Genomic DNA, 20,669 nt, shown 5'->3' with positions numbered 1-20,669 from the left:
ACGGCGACGGTCAAACGAAGGGAGACCGCGATTATAACCCGGAAGGCCTGTCCTGACCGCCCCGCAGGCCGGTCTGCTGATGGCTACGCGTGCGCGTGCGGCCTGCTCGACGGGATGGCCGTGGCACGCAAGCTTCCCGAAGATAGCCAGCACATTCGCGGCACGTCGGCGATTTCGCGATGTCCCGCGCGTCGCGCGAGCGCTCCGCGAGTGCTCCGGTCCTTGCGGGGGGCTTATGCGCCCCACTTCAAGCCCGCTTCAAGCCCGCTTCAAGGCCGCTTCAAGGCCGCATCGACCCTTCCGCACGCATGGCGATGCGGCCGCTTTCGCTGCTATGATTGCGCGTTTCGTCTGAACGGCGCGCCTTCGCATGGCTTGGGCGCGCTGCACGCCCCACCCACGGCTCGGCGCCCTCGACCGACGGCGCGCCGCCTGCCTGCAGATCGTATCGTCATGGATGTCATCGTCATCGGCGGCGGAATCGCCGGCATCGCTACCGCCTGGCAGCTGCGCGCGGCCGGACACCGCGTCTGCGTGATCGAACGCCACGCCACGGTTGCGCAAGGCGCGACCTACGGCCATAGCGGCATTGCGCTGCCCACGCCGCTCGACGTGTGGTTCGGCCCCACCTTCCTGCGCAACGGGCGTCAATCCTCCGGCGGCGTCATCAGCAGGGCGGGATGGCGCGGCGAGGCCCACAACTTCGTCAAGCGGCTCGCCACGCTCCACGGTTCGGAGGCGTTTGCCGATCGCTATGCGCTCCTGCGTCCGCTCATCGAGTCGGCGCAGGCGGCGCTCGCCGACATCGACGCGCGCTTCCAGCTCGAGTACGAGCAGCGCGATGGCCTGCTCTACCTGGTGCGCGGCAACGACGAATGGTCGCTCACGCAACCGGCGCTCGAGCAGCTGCGCCGCTTCGAAACCCCGCACCACGCACTCTCGCCCGCCGAATGCGTGGCCTTCGACCACTCGATCCCCGCCGATCCGCCGTTCGCGGGCGGCGTGCACTTCGAGACCGGCCGCGTGGCGAACTGCCCGCTCTTCGTGAAGCAGCTCAAGCAGGTGCTCGACACCCATGGCGGCGTGCAGTTCGAAACGAGCCGGGAAGTCAGCGCGATCCGTCTGGAAGACCGGCGCGCGGCCGTGGAGCTCGCGCCGCCCGCGCACGAGACGGGCCGCTCGCGCGACGTCGAAGTGATCTCGGGCGACGCCATCGTCGTCGCCGCGGGTGCGCAGACGCCGCGCCTTCTCGAGCCGCTCGGCCTCAAGCTGCCGTTCTACCCGCTGCGCATGCACACGCTCAATTCGCCGGTGGCGCACGAGGAATGCGTGCCGCACACGACCCTCGTCGATGCCGGCAAACGCATCGCCATCACGCGCATGAATCACCGGCTGCGCATCTCGGGCGCCGCCGTACTGCTACGCGCGCAGGAAGTCGAGGAGGCGCTGCCCGAAACGCTCACCGAAGACGCCCTGGCGCTCCTCGGCGAAGCGTCGCGCGACTGGGCGCCGGGCGCCGCGCGCATTTCCGCCGCGCTCGCGTGGGAAGGCATGAAGCTGCTTTCCGCCGACGGCCTGCCGGCGGTCGGCAACGCGGGCCATCCGCGCCTCTTCGTCAACGCGGGCCACGGGCCGGCTGGCTGGGCGCTTTCGCTTGGGTCGGCGCGCCTCATCGCCCAGCAGATTTCCAACGTCGCGCCGGACTTGCCGGCGGATACCATCAAAGCCCTCTCGCCAGGCCGTAGTTGATCGAGCCGCGCATGGGGCGCGCCATGACCGTCGCCTGAAGCCGTCCAGAACGCGCCTGCGACGGCGTGGCCGCGCGCCGCGCTCGCGAGCGTGCCGTCCGGGGGTCTGCTCGGGTATCGTTGCGATGTCCGCCTCCCACGACCGCATCGCCATGACGCACGCTTCGCTTTCCTCCCTCGCCGGGCAACCGGTGCTCGTCCATCCGCACGATCGTGCGGTCCCGCTCCTGAGCGTCGAGCAGCTGCGCGACGCCGAAGTCGCCGCCCAGCCGGCGCTGCCCGCCCATACGCTGATGGCGCGCGCAGGCGCCGCCGCCGCGCACTTTCTGCTCGAACAGCTCGCGCATGCCCCTTCGTCCGCGAGCGACAAGCCGGTCTGGTTCGCTGCCGGGCCCGGCAACAACGGCGGCGACGCCCTCGTCGTGGCAACGGAACTGCATCGCGCAGGCGTCGCGGTGGAGGTCTGCATGCCGGTCGAGGTCAAAGCCGACGACGCGCGCTGGGCCCTCGCCGAGGCGCGCGCGGCCGGCGTGCCGATCGCATCCGCGGCCCCCGCGTCGTTCGACGGTTACGGCTGGCTCGTCGACGGCATGTTCGGGATCGGCCTGGCGCGAGGTCTGGACGGCATGTTCGGCGAATTCGCCGAGCGGATTTCAGCGCGCGCACGCAGCCACGGCCATGTGCTCGCGCTCGACGTACCGAGCGGCCTCGACAGCGACACCGGCAACGTCGTTGGCGACGGCCCGGCGGTACGCGCGACCCATACCATCACCTTCATCGCCGCCAAGCCGGGCCTCTACACGGGCGTGGGACGCGACTACGCAGGCGCCGTAGCCGTCGCGCCGATCGGCATCGACACGGAAGGCACGCCAGCCGCCGTGCGCCTGAACGCGCCATCGATGTTCGCGGCCGGGTTGCCGGCGCGTGACTTCGCGACCCACAAGGGCACGTTCGGCACGCTCGCCGTCGTGGGCGGCGACACGGGCATGTGCGGCGCGCCGATTCTCGCGGCGCGCGCGGCGCTCCTCACCGGTGCGGGCAAGGTCCATGTCGGCTTTCTCGGCAGCGACGCCCCGCCCTACGACGCCCCTCACCCCGAACTCATGCTGCATGCGGCGGCGCGGCTCGGGCTCGGCGCGATGGACGCCGTGGCGGCAGGCTGCGGCATGGGCGGCAGCGCCTCGGCGCGCCAGCTCGTGGACGCGATCCTGCGCCTACGGGCCCCCGTGCTGCTGGACGCCGACGCGCTCAACCTCGTCGCACGCGACGAGGCGCTCGCGGCGCACGTCGCGCAATCGGCCGCCGCCCGCGGCGCGCCATGTGTGCTCACACCGCATCCGCTCGAAGCGGCGCGGCTGCTCGCCTGCGACACCGCGGCCGTGCAGCGCGACCGCCTCGCCGCGGCGCGCGCGCTTGCCACGCGCTACGCGGCCGTCGTCGTGCTCAAGGGCAGCGGCACCGTGATCGCGTCGCCCGACCGCCGCGTCGCCATCAATCCCACCGGGAACGCGGGACTCGCGACGGGCGGCACCGGCGACGTGCTGGGCGGCATGATCGGCGCACTCCTCGCCCAGCGCGTGCCGCCCTACGAGGCGGCGCTGGCGGGCGTCTACCTCCATGGCCTCGCCGCCGACACCCTCTGCGCGCAGGGCGACGGTCCCGCCGGTCTCACCGCGGGTGAACTCGCGCCGATGGTACGCAAGCTCATGAACCGGCTCTTCTACGCGCCGAACTACAACGCCTGATGCGCGGCGCGGCGTGCCGCACGCCCGTTCGTGCGGCACGCCGTTTGCTTGCCAGCCACGATCGAGCGGCCTCGCGCATGCGCCGCCTCTTGCCAGGCGCCACGACGCTGCGCAGTGTCGCGCGAGGCCGCTATACTGATCCTCCGCACGCCATCTCTCATCCGAGGTTGCCCGTGCTTCCCCGCGGCGCGCGAAGCGCGCGTTCGGCCAAACCGGCGAACCGCATCTGCCGCCCTCCATTCGTGATCCCTCTGCTGGACGAACATGACGAATCCGCTCCCCGCCTGGTCCGCGCTACAGACGCATTACGAACAGATCCGCGACGAAAAGCTCCGCGACTGGTTCGCTCCCGCCAACGACCCCGCGCCCACTCGTGCCGAACGCTTCACGTTCGCCGGCGCCGGTCTCGCCGCCGACTTCTCAAAAAATCGCATCACCGACGCCACGCTCAAGCTGCTCGTGCAGCTCGCTCGCGAAGCCGGCGTCGAAGCGCGCCGCGACGCCATGTTCAAGGGCGAAGTCGTCAACCCGACCGAGGGCCGCGCGGCGCTGCACACCGCCCTGCGCGCCACCGAAGCCGACGCGCCGTTCCACGCGCAGATCCTGGCCGAGCGCGCGAAGATGGCGAAGTTCGCCGACGCCGTGCGCAGCGGCGCGTGGACCGGCTACACGGGCAAACGCATTCGCCACGTCGTGAATATCGGCATCGGCGGCTCGGACCTCGGGCCGAAAATGGTCGTGCACGCGCTCAAGCATCTCGAACTGCCCGAGATCACCTCGCACTTCGTCTCGAACGTCGATGGCGCGGACTTGTGGCGCACGATTGAAGACATCGACCCTGAAGAGACGCTGGCGATCATCGTTTCGAAGACGTTCACGACGCTCGAAACCATGACCAACGCACTGTCGATGCGCGACTGGTTCGTGAAGCACGGCTGCCGGCAAAGCGAGCTCGCGAAACACTTCGTGGGCGTCTCGGCCAATCCCGCCGAGGTCGTGAAGTTCGGCATCGCGAAGGAGAACGTGTTCGAGATGTGGGACTGGGTGGGCGGCCGCTATTCGCTGTGGTCGGCCGTGGGCCTGTCGATCATGATCGCCATCGGGCCGCAGCAGTTCGACGAACTGCTCGCCGGCGCGCACGACATGGACAAGCACTTCCGGGACGCGCCGCTCGAGAAGAACCTGCCCGTGCTGCTCGGCATGATCGGCATCTGGTATCGCAACTTCTTCGGCTCGCAGAGCTATCTCGTGGCCCCGTACTCCGAAGCGCTGCACTACCTGCCCTCGTACCTCCAGCAGCTCGAGATGGAGAGCAACGGCAAGTCGGCGCGGCTCGACGGCAGGTTCGTCGACTACGCAACGTCAGCGGTCACCTGGGGCGAGCCCGGCACGAACGGCCAGCACGCGTTCTTCCAGATGCTCCACCAGGGGCCGACGATCGTGCCGATCGATTTCGTCGCCGTGCTCACACCGGAGCATCCGCTGGCCGATCATCACCCGAAGCTGCTAGCGAACTGCTTCGCGCAGAGCGAGGCGCTGATGCTCGGCCGCACCGAGGAAGAGGCGCGCAAGATCGCGGGCCCGGACAAGCCCGAACTCGTGCCGCACATCATGTTCCCCGGCAACCGCCCGACCACCACGCTGCTCGTCGACGCCCTCACGGCCCGCTCGCTCGGCGCGATCATCGCGCTCTACGAGCACAAGGTGCTCGTGCAGGCTTCCGTGTGGGACATCAATCCGTTCGACCAGTGGGGCGTGGAACTCGGCAAGATCCTCGGCAAGGTGGTCGAGGCCGACCTCACCGCGCCGGGCGCCGACCTGAAGGCGCACGATTCGTCGACGGCCGCGCTGATCGCGCGCGCCCGCGCGGCGCTCAAGCGTTAAAGCGCGCTGATGCGGCGTGCGCACGCGCTGCGTACGCCGCTCGCTGGCTGGCTGCCGGTTGTTCGGGCGCTAGCGCCCCGCTTCGACGTTGCTCGGGTCGCTCGTGTTGTGTGGAGCGCTAACGCCATGCGACGCGTTGGCGACCCGGTGGCCAGCCTCGATCGTGACGATGGTGTCGCAACGCTGCGCCAGATCGATATCGTGTGTGACGAGCACGAGCGTCGCCCCGTTGGCGCGATTGAGCTCGAACATCAGGTCGATGACGGCGCGGCCCGTGGCGGCGTCGAGGCTGCCGGTGGGCTCGTCGGCGAACAGCACGGCCGGGCGCGTCACGAACGCCCGGGCGAGCGCCACGCGCTGCTGCTCACCGCCCGAAAGCAGCTTCGGGTAATGTTTCGTGCGCTCGGCAAGGCCCACGCGCTCGAGCAATGCGCGCGCGCGGGCGAAGGCGTCGCGTGTCGACATCCCGCCCTGCAGTTCGAGCGGCAGCGCGACGTTCTCCAAAGCGGTGAGATGCGGCATCAGCTGGAACGACTGGAACACGAAGCCCACTGAACCGTTGCGCAGCGCCGCGCGCTGGTCCTCGGCCATGCCGGTGAGTTCGTGGCCCAGCAGGCGCACGGAGCCCGCGCTTGCGCTGTCGAGGCCGGCCAGCAGGCCGAGCAGCGTCGACTTGCCGGACCCGGAGGCACCGACGATCGCCACGCTGCCGCCCGCGTGCACCGTGAGGTCGATGCCGTCCAGGATCGTCAGTTCGCCCGTGGCGTCGGTGACGCGCTTGCACAAACCCCGTACTTCGATGACTGGATCGCTATTCATTCGCACATGATGACGCACAGGTTAGCCGTGAACCAGAAGCGCGCCGCGCGGCGCACCGTCCTTTCCCGCGCCTCGTCCCGTTTCAGCGCGTTCGTCTCCATCGCCATCTTGACTGCTGCCCTGTTCGGCGCGGCGTCGAGCACGATCGGCACGGCACTCGCCGCGACGCCCATCCCCGCGGCCAACGCGGCGACGAACCCCGCCGCCATGGCGAAGCCGACCATCGTCGTGCTCGGCGACAGCCTTTCCGCCGAATACGGCCTGCCGCGCGACACGGGCTGGGTTGCCCTGCTGCGCCAGCGGCTCGCGAGCGAGCGGATCGATTATAGCGTCGCGAATGCGAGCATCAGCGGAGACACGACCAGTGGCGGCCTCACGCGCCTGCCCCTCGTCATGCAGCGCCTGAAGCCGGCCATCGTCATCGTCGAGCTCGGCGCGAACGACGCGCTGCGTGGCGTGCCGCTCGCCACGACCGCGAGCAATCTGCGCGCCATCATCGCGCAGATCCGCGAGGGCCACGCGAAGCCGGTGCTGGTGGGCATGTACGTACCGCCCAACTATGGCCCCGACTACACCCGCGACTTCCACGCCGTCTATGAGAAACTTGCGAAGGAACTGAACGTGCCCCTCGTCCCGTTCCTGCTCGCCGGCTTCGCCGACAAACCCGAACTCTTCCAGTCCGATCAGATCCACCCTACCCGGCAGGCACAGCCCTTGCTGCTCGACAACGTGTGGCCGACGCTCGCGCCGCTGCTCGCCAGCGGCGCGCGGCACTGAGCGGCAAGCGGGCAACAGAATTTGCTGGCGTCTGCCCCGGACGCCTTCCTCCGGCGCGACCGCTGGAGTGTCCAGCCGCTCGAGCCCCGAGCAGCGTTGGCGCGTTCAACGGCGCCATGCGCCTGGCCACGTCTCATCGGACGAGCGAGCCGCCCGGCCGCACCGTCTGAATCCGATCGACCCGACTGGAGGGATAAAGCGTGAAATATTTACCTCTTATTGTCGCAACGGCGGCCCTTGCCGCCTGTGCCAATCAGCCAATGCCGAGTGGAGCGCAGTCCGTCGGCACCAGCCAGCAACCCCCTGCGGCCGTCGCACAATGCATCGCGCAGAAGTGGGCCGATAAATCACAGCAGCAGGTCGTCTCGCAGTCCGTGCTCGCCAACGGCCAGGCTGTCGACGTCTACGTGCCTGGTCAACAGCCGCCTAACGGTGCAGCGGCAACGGTGCGCCCGGCGTGGAGCGCCAGCGCGAAGACGTGGGTCGGCTTCCGCTCCGGGGGCGGCGCGGGCGGCGACGCCACCGGCGACATCAGTGCCTGCCTCTGATTGCGCGCCTTGGAACGCAAAAGCCCCGCGATTTTCGCGGGGCTTTTTGTACTGGCGCGAGGCGCCGCCGGATTGCAGCCTCGTGCTTACTGGCCGCCGTCGCTTGAGGGCTCAGACGACGAATTGAGCGAGCCGTAGAACTTGACCTTGGAGCGCTCGCGCAACGCATCGAGGTAGGCTTGAACCTCCGACTGGCCGCTCACCTGCGCAAGCTGCTGTTGCGCAGCGGCGAGACGCGGGCCGTCTGCAGCCTGGCCGTTGATCACGCTGTTCACGCGGTAGATCGCATAGCCATCGTTGCCGAGATCCACGCCGACATAGGCGGGCAGCTTCTGCGCATCAGCCTTGAACACCGCCGAAAGTGCGCCGGGCGGCAGCCCCTGGGCTTCGTTGCGCGAGACCTTGAGCGCCGACGAAAAGCCAGCGGTCGACTTCGACTTCTGGAGATCCGCGAGCTTCGCCTCGCCGTCTTTGCGCGCCATCTCTGCCGCCTGCTGCGCGACCACCTTCTGGCGCACGGCATCCTTGACCGCGGCGAACGCGGGCACGGTGGCCGCCTGGTAGTTCGTCACGCGCGCGGAGATCAGCGTGTTGTTGCCGACGTCGATCGCCTGGGTGTTGTTGTGCTGATTCACCGAGTCGCTCGCGAACACCGCGTCGAGGAACTTCTGGTTGTTCAGCGGGCTGTCCGGCGGCAGCGCGGGATTCGGTTTCGGCGTGACCGTCGCCGTCTGGATCGTCAGCTTGTACTTGTCGGCGGCCGGCTGGAGGGTCTTGGCCTGTTCGTAGACCGTCGACGTGAAGCCGTCGCTCGCGTCGGCAAGCAGCTTCGCAGCCTGCTGCGCCTTCACTTCGTTGGCGATCTGCGCCTTCACTTCGTCGAACGGCTTCGTGGTCGCCGGCTTCAGATCCGTGACCTTGACGATGTGATAGCCGAAGTCCGACTGAACCACACCGCTGATCTCGTCCTTCTTGAGCTTGAAGACCGCGTCGTCGAAGGCCTGGCCGCCGGCGATCATGCCCGGGCCGAAGTAGCCGAGGTCGCCGCCCTTCGAGGCCGAGCCCGGATCCTGCGATTCCTTCTGCGCGATCTGCGCGAACTGATCCGGATGCGCCTTCACTTCGGCGAGAATCGTCTCGGCCTTCTGCTTCGCCGCATTGCGCACGTCGGCGCTCGCGTCCTTCGGCGCCGTGATCAGGATGTGGCTCGCGCGCACTTCTTCCTGCGTGCGATAGTGCGCGATGTTGTCTTCGTAGTACTTCTTGAGATCGGCTTCGCCCGGCTGCACGTTGGCGGCCACCGTCGCCGCCGAGAGCACGAGATACTGAATCTGCGCCGTAGCCGGCGTAGCGAAGGCGTTCTTGTTCGCGTCGTAGTATGCCTGCAGTTGCGCGTCGGTCGGCTGGACCCTGGCCGCGTAGTCGCTTGCGTGGAACGCGAGGCCTTGCACCTCGCGCTGCTGCTCCGAAAGCCCCGTCAACTGCCGCGCGAGCGCCTTGGGCGTGAACGCGCTGCGGATGATCGACGCGGGCAGTTGCTGCATGGCGAGGCTATAGCGCACGCGCTCGTCGTACTGCTCCGGCGTCATGCCCTGCATGGCGAGCAGCTGCTTGTACTGGTCGAGATTGATCGAGCCGTCGGGTTTCTTGAGCGACGAGATCACCGGGTCGGAGAGCAGCGCGCGGCGCACGGCGTCGTCCGAGGCGGTGAGATGCAGGCGCTGCGTTTCGTCGACGAGCACGCGCTGCTGGATCAATCCGTCGAGGATGTCCTTGCGGTGTTCGGGGGTGTCGAACATGCTGGCATCGAACCGCGCGCCCATGATCTGGCGGGCCTGGTCGAGTTGCTGGCGCGCGGCGTTGTCGTATTCTGCACGCGTGATCTTGTGTCCGTTGACGCTCGCGACGTTCGCGCTTTCGTCGAAGAAGCCGCGGAAACCTTGAATACCGACGAAGCCCAGACCTGGCAGGACGACCAGGAGCAGCATGAACATCATCAGGCGTTTGTGATTGCGGAAAAAGTCGAGCATGCGTGACCAGACGTTGAGGGCGCCAAAAAATGGAACGCCCGATATTACAACAGCGGCCAACAAAAAAGGCGAACCGGAGTTCGCCTTCTTGTCGAGATATCCTTGGCGGAGCGGACGGGACTCGAACCCGCGACCCCCGGCGTGACAGGCCGGTATTCTAACCAACTGAACTACCGCTCCGTGCGGTGCTGCGCGAAGTGCCGGGACTGAAGCTGTGGTGGGTGCTGAGAGGCTCGAACTCCCGACCTACGCCTTGTAAGGGCGCCGCTCTACCAACTGAGCTAAGCACCCAGCTTCATGCTTGCCTGCGCGCTTTTCTGCGCGCTGTTCTGTGCTTTCCCTGCACTGCGACTTCTGCTGCGCTACCTCATCAGGTAGCGAGCCCGCTAGTTTAGCGCATCCTTGAGCGCTTTGCCAGGCCTAAATTTGGGCACCTTGGCTGCCTTGATCTTGATCGCGTCGCCGGTGCGCGGATTGCGGCCCGTGCGCGCCGTACGCTTGCCGACGGCAAACGTGCCGAAGCCGACCAGCGTCACCGACCCGCCCTTCTTGAGCGTCCCTTTGACGCCGCCGATGACGGCGTCGAGTGCGCGTCCCGCAGCCGCTTTCGAGATGTCGGCTTGTTGCGCGATGTGGTCGATCAGTTCCGTTTTATTCATTCCAGCCCCCGAGAATGTGTTTGGGCAAACTTGAGAAGAACATCAACTTGTTGGATGGACAGCCCCCGCAGAGCGGGGCGAGGACATTTAACGGGGCCGAAAGTGCGGTGTCAAGCGGGATTGAGCCTGATGTGACGCGCGCTTCGAGGGATCATTCCAACAAGTGGGAAGCGCCGGATAAAGCACGGCTCGACATGACAATGTCACGAACGTCGTCGCCCAAACAAAGAAAGCCCGCGGACCATGCCGCGGGCTTTCCTGGGGGCAACGGGCCGCACTTGCGCGCGGCTTATAGACGGCTCAGTGCTTGACCACTTCAGTCGCGCCGGCGTCCTTCGCTTCGCTCACGGGCGCCTTCGCGTCCTCGGCCTTCGCCTCTTCTTCCGGCAGCGGCTGCGGCACACGTTCGAGCGCGAGTTCCAGCACCTTGTCGATCCATCGGACCGGCACGATTTCGATCGCGTTTTTCACGTTGTCCGGGATCTCGGTGAGATCCTTGACGTTCTCTTCCGGAATCAGCACGAGCTTGATGCCGCCGCGATGCGCCGCGAGCAGCTTTTCCTTCAGCCCGCCGATCGGCAACACTTCGCCACGCAGCGTAATCTCGCCCGTCATCGCGACATCGGCACGCACCGGGATGCCCGTGAGCACGGACACCAGCGCCGTCGTCATCGCCCCGCCGGCGGACGGACCGTCCTTCGGCGTCGCGCCTTCCGGCACGTGGATGTGGATGTCCTGCTTCTCGAACGCCTCGTCCTTGATGCCAAGGCGACGCGAACGCGAACGCACCACCGAGCGTGCTGCTTCGACCGACTCCTTCATGACGTCGCCGAGCGAGCCCGTGCGAATCACGTTGCCCTTGCCGGGCATCACCGCCGCTTCGATCGTCAGCAGATCGCCGCCGACTTCCGTCCACGCGAGGCCCGTGACCTGACCGATCTGGTTTTCCTTCGCAGCCAGACCAAAGTCGTACTTGCGCACGCCGAGGAAGGTGTCGAGGTTGGCGCTGTCGACCGTGACGGCCTTGTCGGCCTTCTTGAGCAGCAGCATCTTCACGACCTTGCGGCAGATCTTCGACACTTCGCGCTCGAGCGAACGCACACCGGCTTCGCGCGTGTAGTAGCGAATGATGTCGCGGATCGCGCCTTCGGTCACCTCGATCTCGCCCGGCTTCAGGCCGTTGTTCTTCTTCTGCTTGGGAAGAAGATAACGCTGGGCGATGCTGACCTTCTCGTCTTCCGTGTAGCCCGAGAGGCGGATGACTTCCATCCGGTCGAGCAGCGGCGGCGGAATGTTCAGCGAGTTCGACGTGGCGACGAACATCACATCGGAGAGGTCGAAATCGACTTCGATGTAGTGGTCGGCGAACGTGTGGTTCTGTTCCGGGTCGAGCACTTCGAGCAGCGCCGACGACGGATCGCCGCGGAAATCCATGCCCATCTTGTCGACTTCGTCGAGCAGGAAGAGCGGATTGCGCACGCCGACCTTCGCGAGGCTCTGCAGGATCTTGCCCGGCATCGATCCGATGTAGGTACGACGGTGGCCGCGGATCTCGGCTTCGTCACGCACGCCGCCCAGCGCCATGCGCACGAACTTGCGGTTCGTCGCGCGCGCAATCGACTGGCCGAGCGAGGTCTTGCCGACGCCCGGAGGCCCGACGAGGCACAGGATCGGCGCCTTGACCTTGTCCACGCGCTGTTGCACCGCGAGATACTCGAGAATGCGTTCCTTCACCTTCTCGAGACCATAGTGGTCTTCGTCGAGCACGGTTTCGGCGTTCGAGAGGTCGTTGTTGACCTTGCTCTTCTTGCGCCACGGCAGGCCGATCAGCGTGTCGATGTAGTTGCGCACGACGGTCGCTTCCGCCGACATCGGCGACATCAGCTTGAGCTTCTTGAGCTCGGCGTCTGCCTTCTTCTTGGCTTCCTTCGGCATGCGCGCGGCCGTGATGCGTTTCTCGAGCTCTTCGAGATCGGCACCCTCTTCGCCTTCGCCCAGTTCCTTCTGGATGGCCTTGACCTGTTCGTTCAGGTAGTACTCGCGCTGGCTCTTCTCCATCTGGCGCTTCACGCGGCCGCGAATGCGCTTCTCCACCTGGAGAATGTCGATTTCGGCTTCGAGCTGCGCGAGCAGATGCTCCAGACGCTCGACGACAGGGAACATCTCGAGGATGTGCTGTTTCTGATCGAGCTTGAGCGGCAGGTGCGCGGCGATCGTGTCAGCAAGACGACCGGCCTCGTCGATGCCCGACAGCGACGTCAGGATCTCCGGCGGGATCTTCTTGTTGAGCTTCACGTACTGGTCGAACTGCGAGACGATCGCGCGGCGCAGCGCTTCGGTTTCGGCGCTGTCGGCGTGGTCGGGCTCGAGCGGCATGACTTCGCACGAGAACTGCGTTTCCTGCTCTTCAATGGAGAGCGTCTTCGCGCGCTGCAGGCCTTCCACGAGCACCTTCACGGTGCCGTCGGGCAGTTTCAGCATTTGCAGGATGTTGGCGACACACCCTACTTCATACATGTCTTTTTCGGTCGGTTCGTCCTTCGCGGCGGTCTTCTGCGCGACGAGCATGATGTGCTTGCCGCCTTCCATTGCCGCTTCGAGAGCCTTGATCGATTTCGGTCGGCCCACGAAAAGGGGAATCACCATATGCGGGAAGACGACTACGTCTCGCAGCGGCAGCAGCGGGAGCGTGGTGCGTTCCGGCGGGAGGAGTTGGGTTCCTGACATTTCATTTCCCCATGAGTGGAATCAATTGTTCGGTAATTGAGGCCTGAGATACCGATTGCAAGCCTCGCGCGTGTGGGAAAAGTTCAGTGACTCCAAAATAGTGCGCCATCGACCTCGGGATCAAACGAAAAAGCCGTTCATCCCTCTGTATGAACGGCCCTTTTCCGGAACTCTTTAGCCGATCATCACCATCAGTTCGACCCAGCAACCTTCGGAGCGTCTTCGTAAATCAACAGTGGCTTGCCGTCGCCGTCGATCACGTTGTCGTCGATGATGACCTTGCTCACGCCTTTCATGGCCGGCAGCTCGTACATCACGTCGAGCAACGCCTGCTCCAGGATCGAGCGCAGGCCCCGCGCACCGGTCTTGCGGCGGATCGCCTTGCGGGCGACGGCCTGCAACGCGCCCGGGCGGATCTCCAGCTCCACGCGTTCCATGTTGAAGAGCTTGTGGTACTGCTTGACGAGCGCATTCTTCGGCTCGACCAGAATCTTCATGAGCGCGGCTTCGTCGAGCTTGCCGAGCGTGGCGACCACCGGCAGACGGCCGATCAGTTCGGGAATCAGGCCGAACTTGATGAGGTCTTCGGGCTCCGTCTCGCGCAGCACCTCGCCCGCGTCGCGCTCCTGCTTGCTCTTCACGCTCGCGCCGAAGCCGATGCCGGTCTTCTCGGTGCGGTCGGTGATGACCTTCTCGAGGCCGTCGAACGCGCCGCCGCAGATGAACAGGATATTGGTCGTGTCGACCTGGATGAAATCCTGGTTCGGATGCTTGCGGCCGCCCTGGGGCGGGACCGAGGCCATCGTGCCTTCGATCAGCTTGAGCAGCGCCTGCTGCACGCCTTCGCCCGAGACGTCGCGCGTGATCGACGGGTTATCCGACTTGCGGCTGATCTTGTCGATCTCGTCGATATAGACGATCCCGCGCTGGGCCTTGTCGACCTCGTAATTGCAGTTCTGCAGCAGCTTCTGGATGATGTTCTCGACATCTTCGCCCACGTAGCCGGCTTCGGTCAGCGTGGTGGCGTCGGCGATCACGAACGGCACGTTCAGAAGGCGCGCGAGCGTCTGCGCGAGCAGCGTCTTGCCCGAGCCCGTGGGCCCGATCAGCAGGATGTTGCTCTTCGAGAGTTCGACTTCGTCCTTCTTGTCGAGATGCTTCAGACGCTTGTAGTGGTTGTACACCGCCACTGCGAGGATCTTCTTCGCGCGCTCCTGCCCGATCACGTACTGGTCGAGGATGTCGCGGATCTCCTGCGGGCTCGGCAGGTCCGAGCGCGACAGCGCCGCGTCGACGCCCGCACCGGCAGCTTCGTCGCGAATGATCTCGTTGCACAGGTCGATGCATTCATCGCAGATGAATACCGACGGACCAGCGATGAGCTTTTTCACCTCATGCTGGCTCTTGCCGCAAAACGAGCAATACAACAGCTTCTCGCTGTTAGAACCTTTCTTGTCCGCCATGGATAGATGAGCCTCCGGACACTCTGTTACATGATACGCCGTTTCCCCCGGCGGGGCCGGGGGGCGCGTGAACCGCTTGCTGAGACGGCGTTGGGGGCCGCGGGCCGCGAAGCGCGTTTGCCGATTATTCCACAAGGTCTGCGCGGCGTCGGCTATCCCCTTTTGTGCGGGGGCCGAACTAGTCCTCTACGCTGCTTGAGTCGCTTGAGTCCCTTTATCTTCCCGCGTCAGCCTGATGGGGTCGGACGCGGGATGCGCCGGGCGCCGGATCACGGACGCTTGTGCAGAACCTGGTCGACGAGACCATATGCCTGGGCGTCGTCGCCCGACATGAAATTGTCGCGATCTGTGTCGCGCGCGATGCGTTCGACGGGTTGACCCGTATGGTGCGCCAGCAACTGGTTCAGGCGCTCCTTCAGGTACAGGATCTCGCGCGCCTGGATTTCGATGTCCGACGCCTGGCCGCGCGCGCCGCCGAGCGGCTGGTGAATCATCACGCGCGAGTTAGGCAGCGCAAAACGCTTGCCCTTTGCGCCCGACGCCAGCAGGAACGCGCCCATGCTGGCCGCAAGGCCCATGCAAAGGGTCGAAACATCGGGCTTGATGAATTGCATCGTGTCGTAGATCGCCATGCCGGCCGAGACCGAGCCGCCCGGGCTGTTGATGTACAGGCTGATGTCCTTGTCCGGGTTTTCGCTTTCGAGGAACAGCAACTGGGCGACCACGAGGTTCGCCGTCTGGTCGTTCACTTCACCCACGAGGAACACCACGCGCTCCTTCAGGAGCCGCGAATAGATGTCGTACGAACGTTCGCCACGGCCGCTCGTTTCGACAACGATCGGCACGAGGCCGAGCGCCTGCGGGTCGAAGTCCCGCGATGCATGTGAAGTCAACGTATCCAGCGATTGAGCGCGAATGGTCATGCGGTGCATCCTTGTCTGGAAAAGTTCTTCTGATAACCCGTATGGAGACGGACCCCGGTCAAATCAACCACACGTGCAGCATGGCTAAAACCTGCGGATGCAAAAACGGCGTGCTGGCCGTCGGTCGCTCCGACAGCCGGCACGCCGTAGCGGGCAGATTTAAGCCTGCGCCGTCGCGCTTGCCAGTTCTTCGAAGCTAACTTGCTTGTCCGTCACCTTGGCCTTGCCGAGCACGAAGTCCACGACGTTCGATTCGACGACGTAAGCTTCCATTTCGGCCAGACGCTGCTGGTTGGAATAATACCAGCGCACGACCTCCTTCGGGTCTTCGTAGCTTTTCGCGAATTCGTCGACTTCAGCACGGATCTGCTCCGGCTTCGCTTCGAGGCCGTTGGCCTTCACGAGTTCGGCGAGCACGAGGCCCAGCTTCACGCGGCGCTCGGCCTGCTCCTTGAACATCTCGGCCGGGATCGGCGCGTCCTTGGCGTTCGGCACGCCGCGCTGCGCGAGGTCGGCACGCGCCATCTCGACGAGGCGCTGCTGGTCCTGCTCGACCAGCGCGTTCGGCACGTCGAGTTCGGCGATCTTCAGGAGCGCGTCCATGACCTGGTTCTTGACGATGGACTGCGTGCGGCGCTTCGCTTCACGCTCGAGGTTGTCCTTGATTTCGGCGCGCATCTTCACGAGGTCGCCGTCGGCGATGCCGAGCGACTTCGCGAATTCCGCGTCGATTTCCGGCAGGTGCGGCCACTCGATCTGCTGCATCGTGATCGTGAACTTCGCGGTTTTGCCGGCGACGTCCTTGCCGTGATAGTCCTCGGGGAACGCGAGGTCGAATTCGCGGGACTCGCCCTTCTTCAGACCAATGGCGGCCTTTTCGAATTCCGGCAGCATGCGGCCTTCGCCCAGCACGAACGCGAAACCTTCGGCCGTGCCGCCCTGGAACGCGACATCGTCGATCTTGCCGACGAAGTCGACCGTCACGCGATCGCCTTCCTTGGCCGCGGTGTCGGCACCGCCGTCACCGTGCTCGCCCGCTTCGCCGCGAGCGTGGAAGTGCACGCGCTGCTTGCGCAGGATGTCGAGCGTGCGGTCGATTTCGGCTTCGGTGATGGTGGTCGTCGTGCGCTCGATTTCGGCCGTCGTGATGTCGCCGAGCTTCACTTCCGGATAGACCTCGAAGGTCGCGTCGAACGCGTAGTCGCCTTCGGCGGCTTCGGCCTTCGGCGCGAAGTTCGGCTGGCCGGCCACGCGCAGGTTCTCGGCGCGGCTGATGTCGAAGAATTCCTTGCCGACCTTGTCGCTCAGGACTTCGGCTTCCACCTGGCCCGAATACTGCTGCGTGACCATCTTGAGCGGCACCTTGCCCGGGCGGAAACCCGGCATGCGCACGTTCTTGGCGAGTTTGCGGATGCGCGTGTCGACTTCTTTCTGCACGGCGTCCTTCGGCAGGGAAATCGTCACGCGGCGTTCGAGCTTGCCGAGGTTTTCAACAACGTTAGCCATGGCTTCAATCGTCCTAAAATTGTTCGAGCGAATCAGTAATCTGTGATCTTTGCGTGCCGCAGTCCGATGGGGTTTCCCCGGGCGGCAACGCGCTTTGGAGCTGCATGCTGGCGCGCGAGGCGCCGCTCTACAGCGCCGAAACGGGCGGCTCGCGGTGCGGTTCCGTCAAAAGAGCCAAGTATTTTAGCAAACTATTTCGCGCACCCAGTGTAATTGCCGTTCGGGCGTGCCCTGGTGCTCGTTTTGGCTTCGCGCCGCGCTGAAGTGCGCGCCGATCCGCGCCCCCAATCCGCGCCCCAATCCGCGCTATGGCAACGCCGTTATCCCGTGCACGCGGCGGGCTGCTAAGCTTACGCTCGCGCCGGACGCCCCGCCGGCCGCAGCCACTCCCAACACCATTCTTCCAGCAGAGACACCATGCCGAATTCGTCGACTGACGTTCCCGTTATCGTCATTGCTCCTGATTCTTTCAAAGGCTCGCTCAGCGCGGACGGGGTCGCCGCCGCGATCGCCGAGGGCATCCGGCGCGTGCGCGCCGACGCAGACATCCGCATCCGCCCGATGGCCGACGGCGGCGAAGGCACCCTCGACGCGATGCTGTCGATGGGCGGCGAGCGCCGCGTGATCCACGTGGAAGGCGCCGCGGGTCCGAAGCGCGACGCTGCGGTAGGGTTGCTGCACGACGGCAGCGCGATCGTCGAGACGGCCGAGATCGTCGGCATTACGGACGCGGTGGGCATGGGCGTGCCGGTAGCCGCGCGCAGCACGCGCGGCATGGGCGAAGCGATTCGCGCACTGCTCGATGAAGGCGTGCGGCGCTTTTACGTGGCGCTCGGCGGCAGCAGCACAAACGATGGCGGCGCGGGCCTGCTAGCGGGCCTCGGACTGCAGCTCTTCGACGCGGACGGCAAGCCGCTCGAGCCGACCCCGGAGGCGCTCGCCCGGGTTGCACGCGTGGACGCATCGGGTCTCGACGCGCGGCTTGGAGAAGCCGAGTTCGTCGGCATGTCCGACGTCGACAACCCGCTCACGGGAGAACACGGCGCGACAGCCGTGTTCGGCCCGCAAAAAGGCGTGACGCCCGAGCAGGTGGCGCCGATCGACGCGGCGCTCGGCCGGTTCGCCGATCTGGTCGAAGCGGCGCTCGGTCGCCGTGTGCGCGACGAAGCGGGCTCCGGCGCCGCCGGCGGCCTGGGTTTCGCGCTGCGCATCCTCGGCGCGAGCTTCGAGCCGGGCGCCGAGGTCGTTGCGCGCACCATCGGTTTGGACGAGGCCCTCGACAACGCCGACTGGCTCATCACCGGCGAGGGACGCTCGGACGTCCAGACGCTGCATGGCAAGGCCCCGTTCATCGCCTGCCGCCACGCCGCGGCCGCCGGAGTGCCGGCGACGCTGCTCTCGGGCGCCGTGGACGCGGCTGCCCTGCCGCGCCTCGCCGAGCACTTCAGCGGGTGCTTCTCGCCCGCGCCCGGCCCCGTGACGCTGGAAACCGCGATCCGCGACGCGGCGCGCCTCCTTGCCAACGAGGCGGAGCAGCTCGCGCGCCTCAAATACGCTGCGCGTACATCCATCTGAACGGCGTTGCCGGGGCCACCCGCCCCGGCTTTCCCGACGCAAGCCTCGCGGCCCGATACACGAACCTGCTCGCACCGCGCATTCCGCAGTAAGCGATTAATAGATTCGTGCGCTATTCCGGGTGCTTAACAAGGGATTCGGATGCGTTGACCCGGGCGCCGGATGGGGCAACAATCACAGAATCGCGACACGATCGCGCCCTTCCCAAGCGACCAGACCAGGACTCCCATGAAGGCAAGCAAAGCCGGACTCGAACAATTCCTCACCTATCGGCTGCATGTCCTGAACAAGCTCTCCGAACGGGGCGCCAGCGAACGCTACCAGGCGAAGCTCGGCATCACACTTCCGGAAGCTCGGCTCATTGCAGCTGTGGGTGCGTTCGGCCCGTTTTCCGTGATGGAACTTGCGCGCCACGCCAATCTGGACAAGAGCCAGGCGAGCCGCGCAGCCGAGGCGCTGATGCGCCGCGGCCTCATGCAGCGCGATACAAGCGAGGAAGACGGCCGCCTCGTACTCGTTTCGCTCACACCCGATGGACGCGCGCTGTATCGCAAGGTCATGCCCATTGCGCGCAAGTGGAATATCGACTTGTTTGCGAGCCTTGACGACAAGGAGCGCGACACGCTTGCGCGTGCACTCAACAAGGTGATCGAGGCCATGCAGGCGGAGCTGTAACGCAGCAGGCTCAAGCAGAGGCGATAAATCAAATAGATGGCCCACGCAACAGGTCGTCGCCGCCAAGCCGCCATCGTCATCTGCGGCGCGCAAACAAAAAAGGCCATGTACCGATGGGTACATGGCCTTTCTATTTGTGGTGCGTGAGGCCGGACTCGAACCGGCACACCCTTGCGGGCGTCAGGACCTAAACCTGGTGCGTCTACCAATTTCGCCACTCACGCGAATTCATGCGCCAGTTCGGCGATACAACCGCGCGTACAACCCTTCGCAACTTGCCGACTGATCGAGTCCTCGTGAGACGTCAGGCAAAAAGCGCAAGCGCGAGATTCTAACCGATTGGCTGGCGCTTGTCTGCATCCCCAAAACAATGCGCGACGATGCGCCGGGCAAGCCGCCGTTCACTGTGGCGGGCCGGCGGAGCCGATCTCAGCACACCCCGATGCTAGAATCGCGGCTCTATCTCGCGCGCGCTGTGACCGTCACGCGTGCCGCATCGCCCCACATCTGCGAACGCCGTGAACTTCGACGACTACTGCCTGCAAAAGGCGGCTCCCCCTGGTTCGAGCACCTACTATGCGCTGCGTCAGGCCCATGCCGCGCGTCAGCCGCTTCTCACCGCGCTCTTCGCGCTGCGCCGTGAGCTCGAGGAAACCGCGAAGGAAACGAGCGACCCCACGGTGGGCCGCACCAAGCTTGCCTGGTGGCAAAAGGAACTGGCCGCGCTCGCCGCGGGCAAGCCTGCGCATCCGGTCACCCAGGCACTCGCCGCGCATCTCGACGACACGAGCACGATCTACCCCGACCTGCAGGCACTGCTCGCCGGCTTCGAGATGGATCTGGAACAGGCGCGCTATCTCGACCTGCCCAACCTGCGCCGCTACATGGACGGCGTAGGCGGCACATTCGCCTCGCTCGTCGCGCAGCTGAGCGCGCGCACCGAAGCGGACCGGCGCGACGCCGCACGCTGGGCCGCACCGCTCGGCAACGCGCTCACGCTCGCGCAGTTCGTGCCGGAAATCGGCAACGACGCGCGCCATGGGCGCATCTACGTGCCGATCGACGAACTGCAACGCTACAACGTGACGGCCTCCGATCTGATCAACCGGCGATATAGCGCGGAGTTCACGGAGCTGATGCAATTCCAGACCGCGCGCGCGAGAGACTCGGTGCATGCCGCGCTCGACGCGATTCCCGCTTCCGCGCGCCGCGACCAGCGCACGTTGCGAGCGCTCGCGGCACTCGAACTCGCGTTGCTGGACGAAGTCGAGCGCGAGGGGTACCAGGTGCTGCATCAGCAGATCGTGCTCACGCCTGTCCGCAAGCTCTGGATCTCATGGCGCGCCGCACGCCGCAGTTGACGCACGTCGTGAGCCTGGCCCCGCCGGGCTGGATGTGTCCGGCAAGGCACGCACGAACCGTCACTACGCCCGCAGCAACGGCAGCGCCTCGAAGCGCTGCTGCAATACGGCCTGTGCGTCGAGCCCCCACCATGGTCCGAGTACGGTCGCATAGATCTGCCTGAAGTCCACACCCACTGGCAGATTGCCATTGCCATCGAGACGCGCGAGTTCCGGCGGCTGCCCGTAA

Annotated in this window: 15 protein-coding genes, 3 tRNA genes and 2 pseudogenes; 8 read left to right on the top strand and 12 right to left on the bottom strand. The window is 65.8% G+C overall.

Annotation, left to right across the window (positions count from 1 at the left end; translation table 11 throughout):
• The first annotated feature begins 453 nt into the window (after positions 1 to 453).
• From VSR34_RS29430 to pgi, 3 genes are all read left to right on the top strand, one after another.
• The gene (locus VSR34_RS29430; RefSeq protein WP_028213098.1) at positions 454 to 1,749 is read left to right on the top strand and encodes an FAD-dependent oxidoreductase; all 1,296 of its coding nucleotides are present in this window, start codon (positions 454 to 456) and stop codon (positions 1,747 to 1,749) included.
• Between the two features lie 151 nt (positions 1,750 to 1,900).
• Positions 1,901 to 3,493 (top strand): NAD(P)H-hydrate dehydratase, encoded by a 1,593-nt coding sequence (locus VSR34_RS29425; RefSeq protein ID WP_342964235.1) that lies wholly within the window; start codon positions 1,901 to 1,903, stop codon positions 3,491 to 3,493.
• Positions 3,494 to 3,757: 264 nt separating this feature from the next.
• Entirely contained in the window at positions 3,758 to 5,377 is a 1,620-nt protein-coding gene (gene pgi, locus VSR34_RS29420) for a glucose-6-phosphate isomerase (protein WP_342964221.1), read from the top strand.
• A 69-nt stretch (positions 5,378 to 5,446) separates the two neighbouring features.
• Here the strand turns inward: pgi and VSR34_RS29415 are convergent, their stop codons facing one another.
• Both VSR34_RS29415 and VSR34_RS29410 read right to left on the bottom strand, forming a co-directional pair.
• Complete coding sequence (locus tag VSR34_RS29415) at positions 5,447 to 6,202, bottom strand: ABC transporter ATP-binding protein (RefSeq protein WP_154671302.1); 756 nt, start codon at positions 6,200 to 6,202, stop codon at positions 5,447 to 5,449.
• Positions 6,193 to 6,420: a hypothetical protein gene (locus VSR34_RS29410; RefSeq protein WP_238327956.1), complete on the bottom strand. Its 228-nt coding sequence runs from the start codon at positions 6,418 to 6,420 to the stop codon at positions 6,193 to 6,195. The genes VSR34_RS29415 and VSR34_RS29410 overlap by 10 nt, the downstream gene beginning before the upstream one ends.
• Here VSR34_RS29410 and VSR34_RS29405 point away from each other — a divergent pair.
• Entirely contained in the window at positions 6,404 to 6,973 is a 570-nt protein-coding gene (locus VSR34_RS29405) for an arylesterase (protein ID WP_238327954.1), read from the top strand. The genes VSR34_RS29410 and VSR34_RS29405 overlap by 17 nt on opposite strands.
• Before the next feature lie 200 nt (positions 6,974 to 7,173).
• Complete coding sequence (locus VSR34_RS29400) at positions 7,174 to 7,521, top strand: hypothetical protein (protein ID WP_028213094.1); 348 nt, start codon at positions 7,174 to 7,176, stop codon at positions 7,519 to 7,521.
• Between the two features lie 86 nt (positions 7,522 to 7,607).
• Here VSR34_RS29400 and VSR34_RS29395 read toward each other — a convergent pair whose 3' ends face one another.
• The 8 genes and pseudogenes from VSR34_RS29395 to tig all read right to left on the bottom strand — a co-directional run bounded on the left by VSR34_RS29395 (position 7,608) and on the right by tig (position 16,829).
• Positions 7,608 to 9,551 (bottom strand): SurA N-terminal domain-containing protein, encoded by a 1,944-nt coding sequence (locus VSR34_RS29395; protein WP_342964220.1) that lies wholly within the window; start codon positions 9,549 to 9,551, stop codon positions 7,608 to 7,610.
• Between the two features lie 103 nt (positions 9,552 to 9,654).
• Positions 9,655 to 9,731 (bottom strand) — tRNA-Asp (locus tag VSR34_RS29390).
• A gap of 35 nt (positions 9,732 to 9,766) precedes the next feature.
• Positions 9,767 to 9,842: transfer RNA gene (locus VSR34_RS29385), tRNA-Val, on the bottom strand.
• A gap of 95 nt (positions 9,843 to 9,937) precedes the next feature.
• Positions 9,938 to 10,225: pseudogene (locus VSR34_RS29380) on the bottom strand (HU family DNA-binding protein); the annotation flags it as partial.
• A gap of 285 nt (positions 10,226 to 10,510) precedes the next feature.
• Positions 10,511 to 12,937 (bottom strand): endopeptidase La, encoded by a 2,427-nt coding sequence (lon, locus tag VSR34_RS29375; RefSeq protein WP_028213092.1) that lies wholly within the window; start codon positions 12,935 to 12,937, stop codon positions 10,511 to 10,513.
• 191 nt (positions 12,938 to 13,128) lie between these two features.
• Positions 13,129 to 14,400, bottom strand: a complete 1,272-nt coding sequence (gene clpX, locus VSR34_RS29370; protein WP_028213091.1) for an ATP-dependent Clp protease ATP-binding subunit ClpX — start codon at positions 14,398 to 14,400, stop codon at positions 13,129 to 13,131.
• Between the two features lie 269 nt (positions 14,401 to 14,669).
• The gene (clpP, locus tag VSR34_RS29365) at positions 14,670 to 15,323 is read right to left on the bottom strand and encodes an ATP-dependent Clp endopeptidase proteolytic subunit ClpP (RefSeq protein WP_028213090.1); all 654 of its coding nucleotides are present in this window, start codon (positions 15,321 to 15,323) and stop codon (positions 14,670 to 14,672) included.
• A gap of 159 nt (positions 15,324 to 15,482) precedes the next feature.
• Complete coding sequence (tig, locus tag VSR34_RS29360) at positions 15,483 to 16,829, bottom strand: trigger factor (RefSeq protein ID WP_028213089.1); 1,347 nt, start codon at positions 16,827 to 16,829, stop codon at positions 15,483 to 15,485.
• A gap of 417 nt (positions 16,830 to 17,246) precedes the next feature.
• Between tig and VSR34_RS29355 the strand changes: the two genes are divergently transcribed.
• Together VSR34_RS29355 and VSR34_RS29350 are read left to right on the top strand one after the other, a co-directional pair.
• On the top strand, positions 17,247 to 18,404 hold the full coding sequence (locus VSR34_RS29355) for a glycerate kinase (RefSeq protein WP_028213088.1): 1,158 nt from the start codon (positions 17,247 to 17,249) through the stop codon (positions 18,402 to 18,404).
• A gap of 228 nt (positions 18,405 to 18,632) precedes the next feature.
• Positions 18,633 to 19,079 carry a MarR family transcriptional regulator gene (locus tag VSR34_RS29350; protein ID WP_028213087.1) on the top strand — a complete coding sequence of 149 codons (447 nt, stop codon included), beginning with the start codon at positions 18,633 to 18,635 and terminating at the stop codon, positions 19,077 to 19,079.
• Between the two features lie 137 nt (positions 19,080 to 19,216).
• Here the strand turns inward: VSR34_RS29350 and VSR34_RS29345 are convergent.
• Positions 19,217 to 19,303, bottom strand: a tRNA-Leu gene (locus tag VSR34_RS29345).
• A 294-nt stretch (positions 19,304 to 19,597) separates the two neighbouring features.
• Here VSR34_RS29345 and VSR34_RS29340 point away from each other — a divergent pair.
• A complete protein-coding gene (locus VSR34_RS29340; protein WP_028213086.1) occupies positions 19,598 to 20,440 on the top strand; it encodes a squalene/phytoene synthase family protein in 843 nt (280 codons plus the stop codon).
• 63 nt (positions 20,441 to 20,503) lie between these two features.
• Here the strand turns inward: VSR34_RS29340 and VSR34_RS29335 are convergent.
• Positions 20,504 to 20,669, bottom strand: a pseudogene (locus tag VSR34_RS29335) (Twin-arginine translocation pathway signal sequence domain-containing protein); the annotation flags it as partial.

The organism is Paraburkholderia sp. JHI2823 (genome assembly GCF_038900695.1).
In the GTDB taxonomy this organism is placed as follows: domain Bacteria; phylum Pseudomonadota; class Gammaproteobacteria; order Burkholderiales; family Burkholderiaceae; genus Paraburkholderia; species Paraburkholderia mimosarum.
The sequence above is the reverse complement of the archived record's forward strand: the minus strand, read 5'-3'. Positions and strand labels throughout refer to the sequence as shown.

Excerpts from the sequence above, each read along its gene's own strand:
- VSR34_RS29355 (WP_028213088.1), top strand. The coding sequence starts at position 17,247 with ATGCCGAATTCGTCGACTGACGTTCCCGTTATCGTCATTGCTCCTGAT.
- VSR34_RS29430 (WP_028213098.1), top strand. The coding sequence starts at position 454 with ATGGATGTCATCGTCATCGGCGGCGGAATCGCCGGCATCGCTACCGCC.
- tig (WP_028213089.1), bottom strand. The coding sequence starts at position 16,829 with ATGGCTAACGTTGTTGAAAACCTCGGCAAGCTCGAACGCCGCGTGACG.
- clpP (WP_028213090.1), bottom strand. The coding sequence starts at position 15,323 with ATGACCATTCGCGCTCAATCGCTGGATACGTTGACTTCACATGCATCG.
- VSR34_RS29425 (WP_342964235.1), top strand. The coding sequence starts at position 1,901 with ATGACGCACGCTTCGCTTTCCTCCCTCGCCGGGCAACCGGTGCTCGTC.
- VSR34_RS29410 (WP_238327956.1), bottom strand. The coding sequence starts at position 6,420 with ATGGTCGGCTTCGCCATGGCGGCGGGGTTCGTCGCCGCGTTGGCCGCG.
- lon (WP_028213092.1), bottom strand. The coding sequence starts at position 12,937 with ATGTCAGGAACCCAACTCCTCCCGCCGGAACGCACCACGCTCCCGCTG.
- clpX (WP_028213091.1), bottom strand. The coding sequence starts at position 14,400 with ATGGCGGACAAGAAAGGTTCTAACAGCGAGAAGCTGTTGTATTGCTCG.
- VSR34_RS29350 (WP_028213087.1), top strand. The coding sequence starts at position 18,633 with ATGAAGGCAAGCAAAGCCGGACTCGAACAATTCCTCACCTATCGGCTG.
- pgi (WP_342964221.1), top strand. The coding sequence starts at position 3,758 with ATGACGAATCCGCTCCCCGCCTGGTCCGCGCTACAGACGCATTACGAA.
- VSR34_RS29395 (WP_342964220.1), bottom strand. The coding sequence starts at position 9,551 with ATGCTCGACTTTTTCCGCAATCACAAACGCCTGATGATGTTCATGCTG.
- VSR34_RS29405 (WP_238327954.1), top strand. The coding sequence starts at position 6,404 with ATGGCGAAGCCGACCATCGTCGTGCTCGGCGACAGCCTTTCCGCCGAA.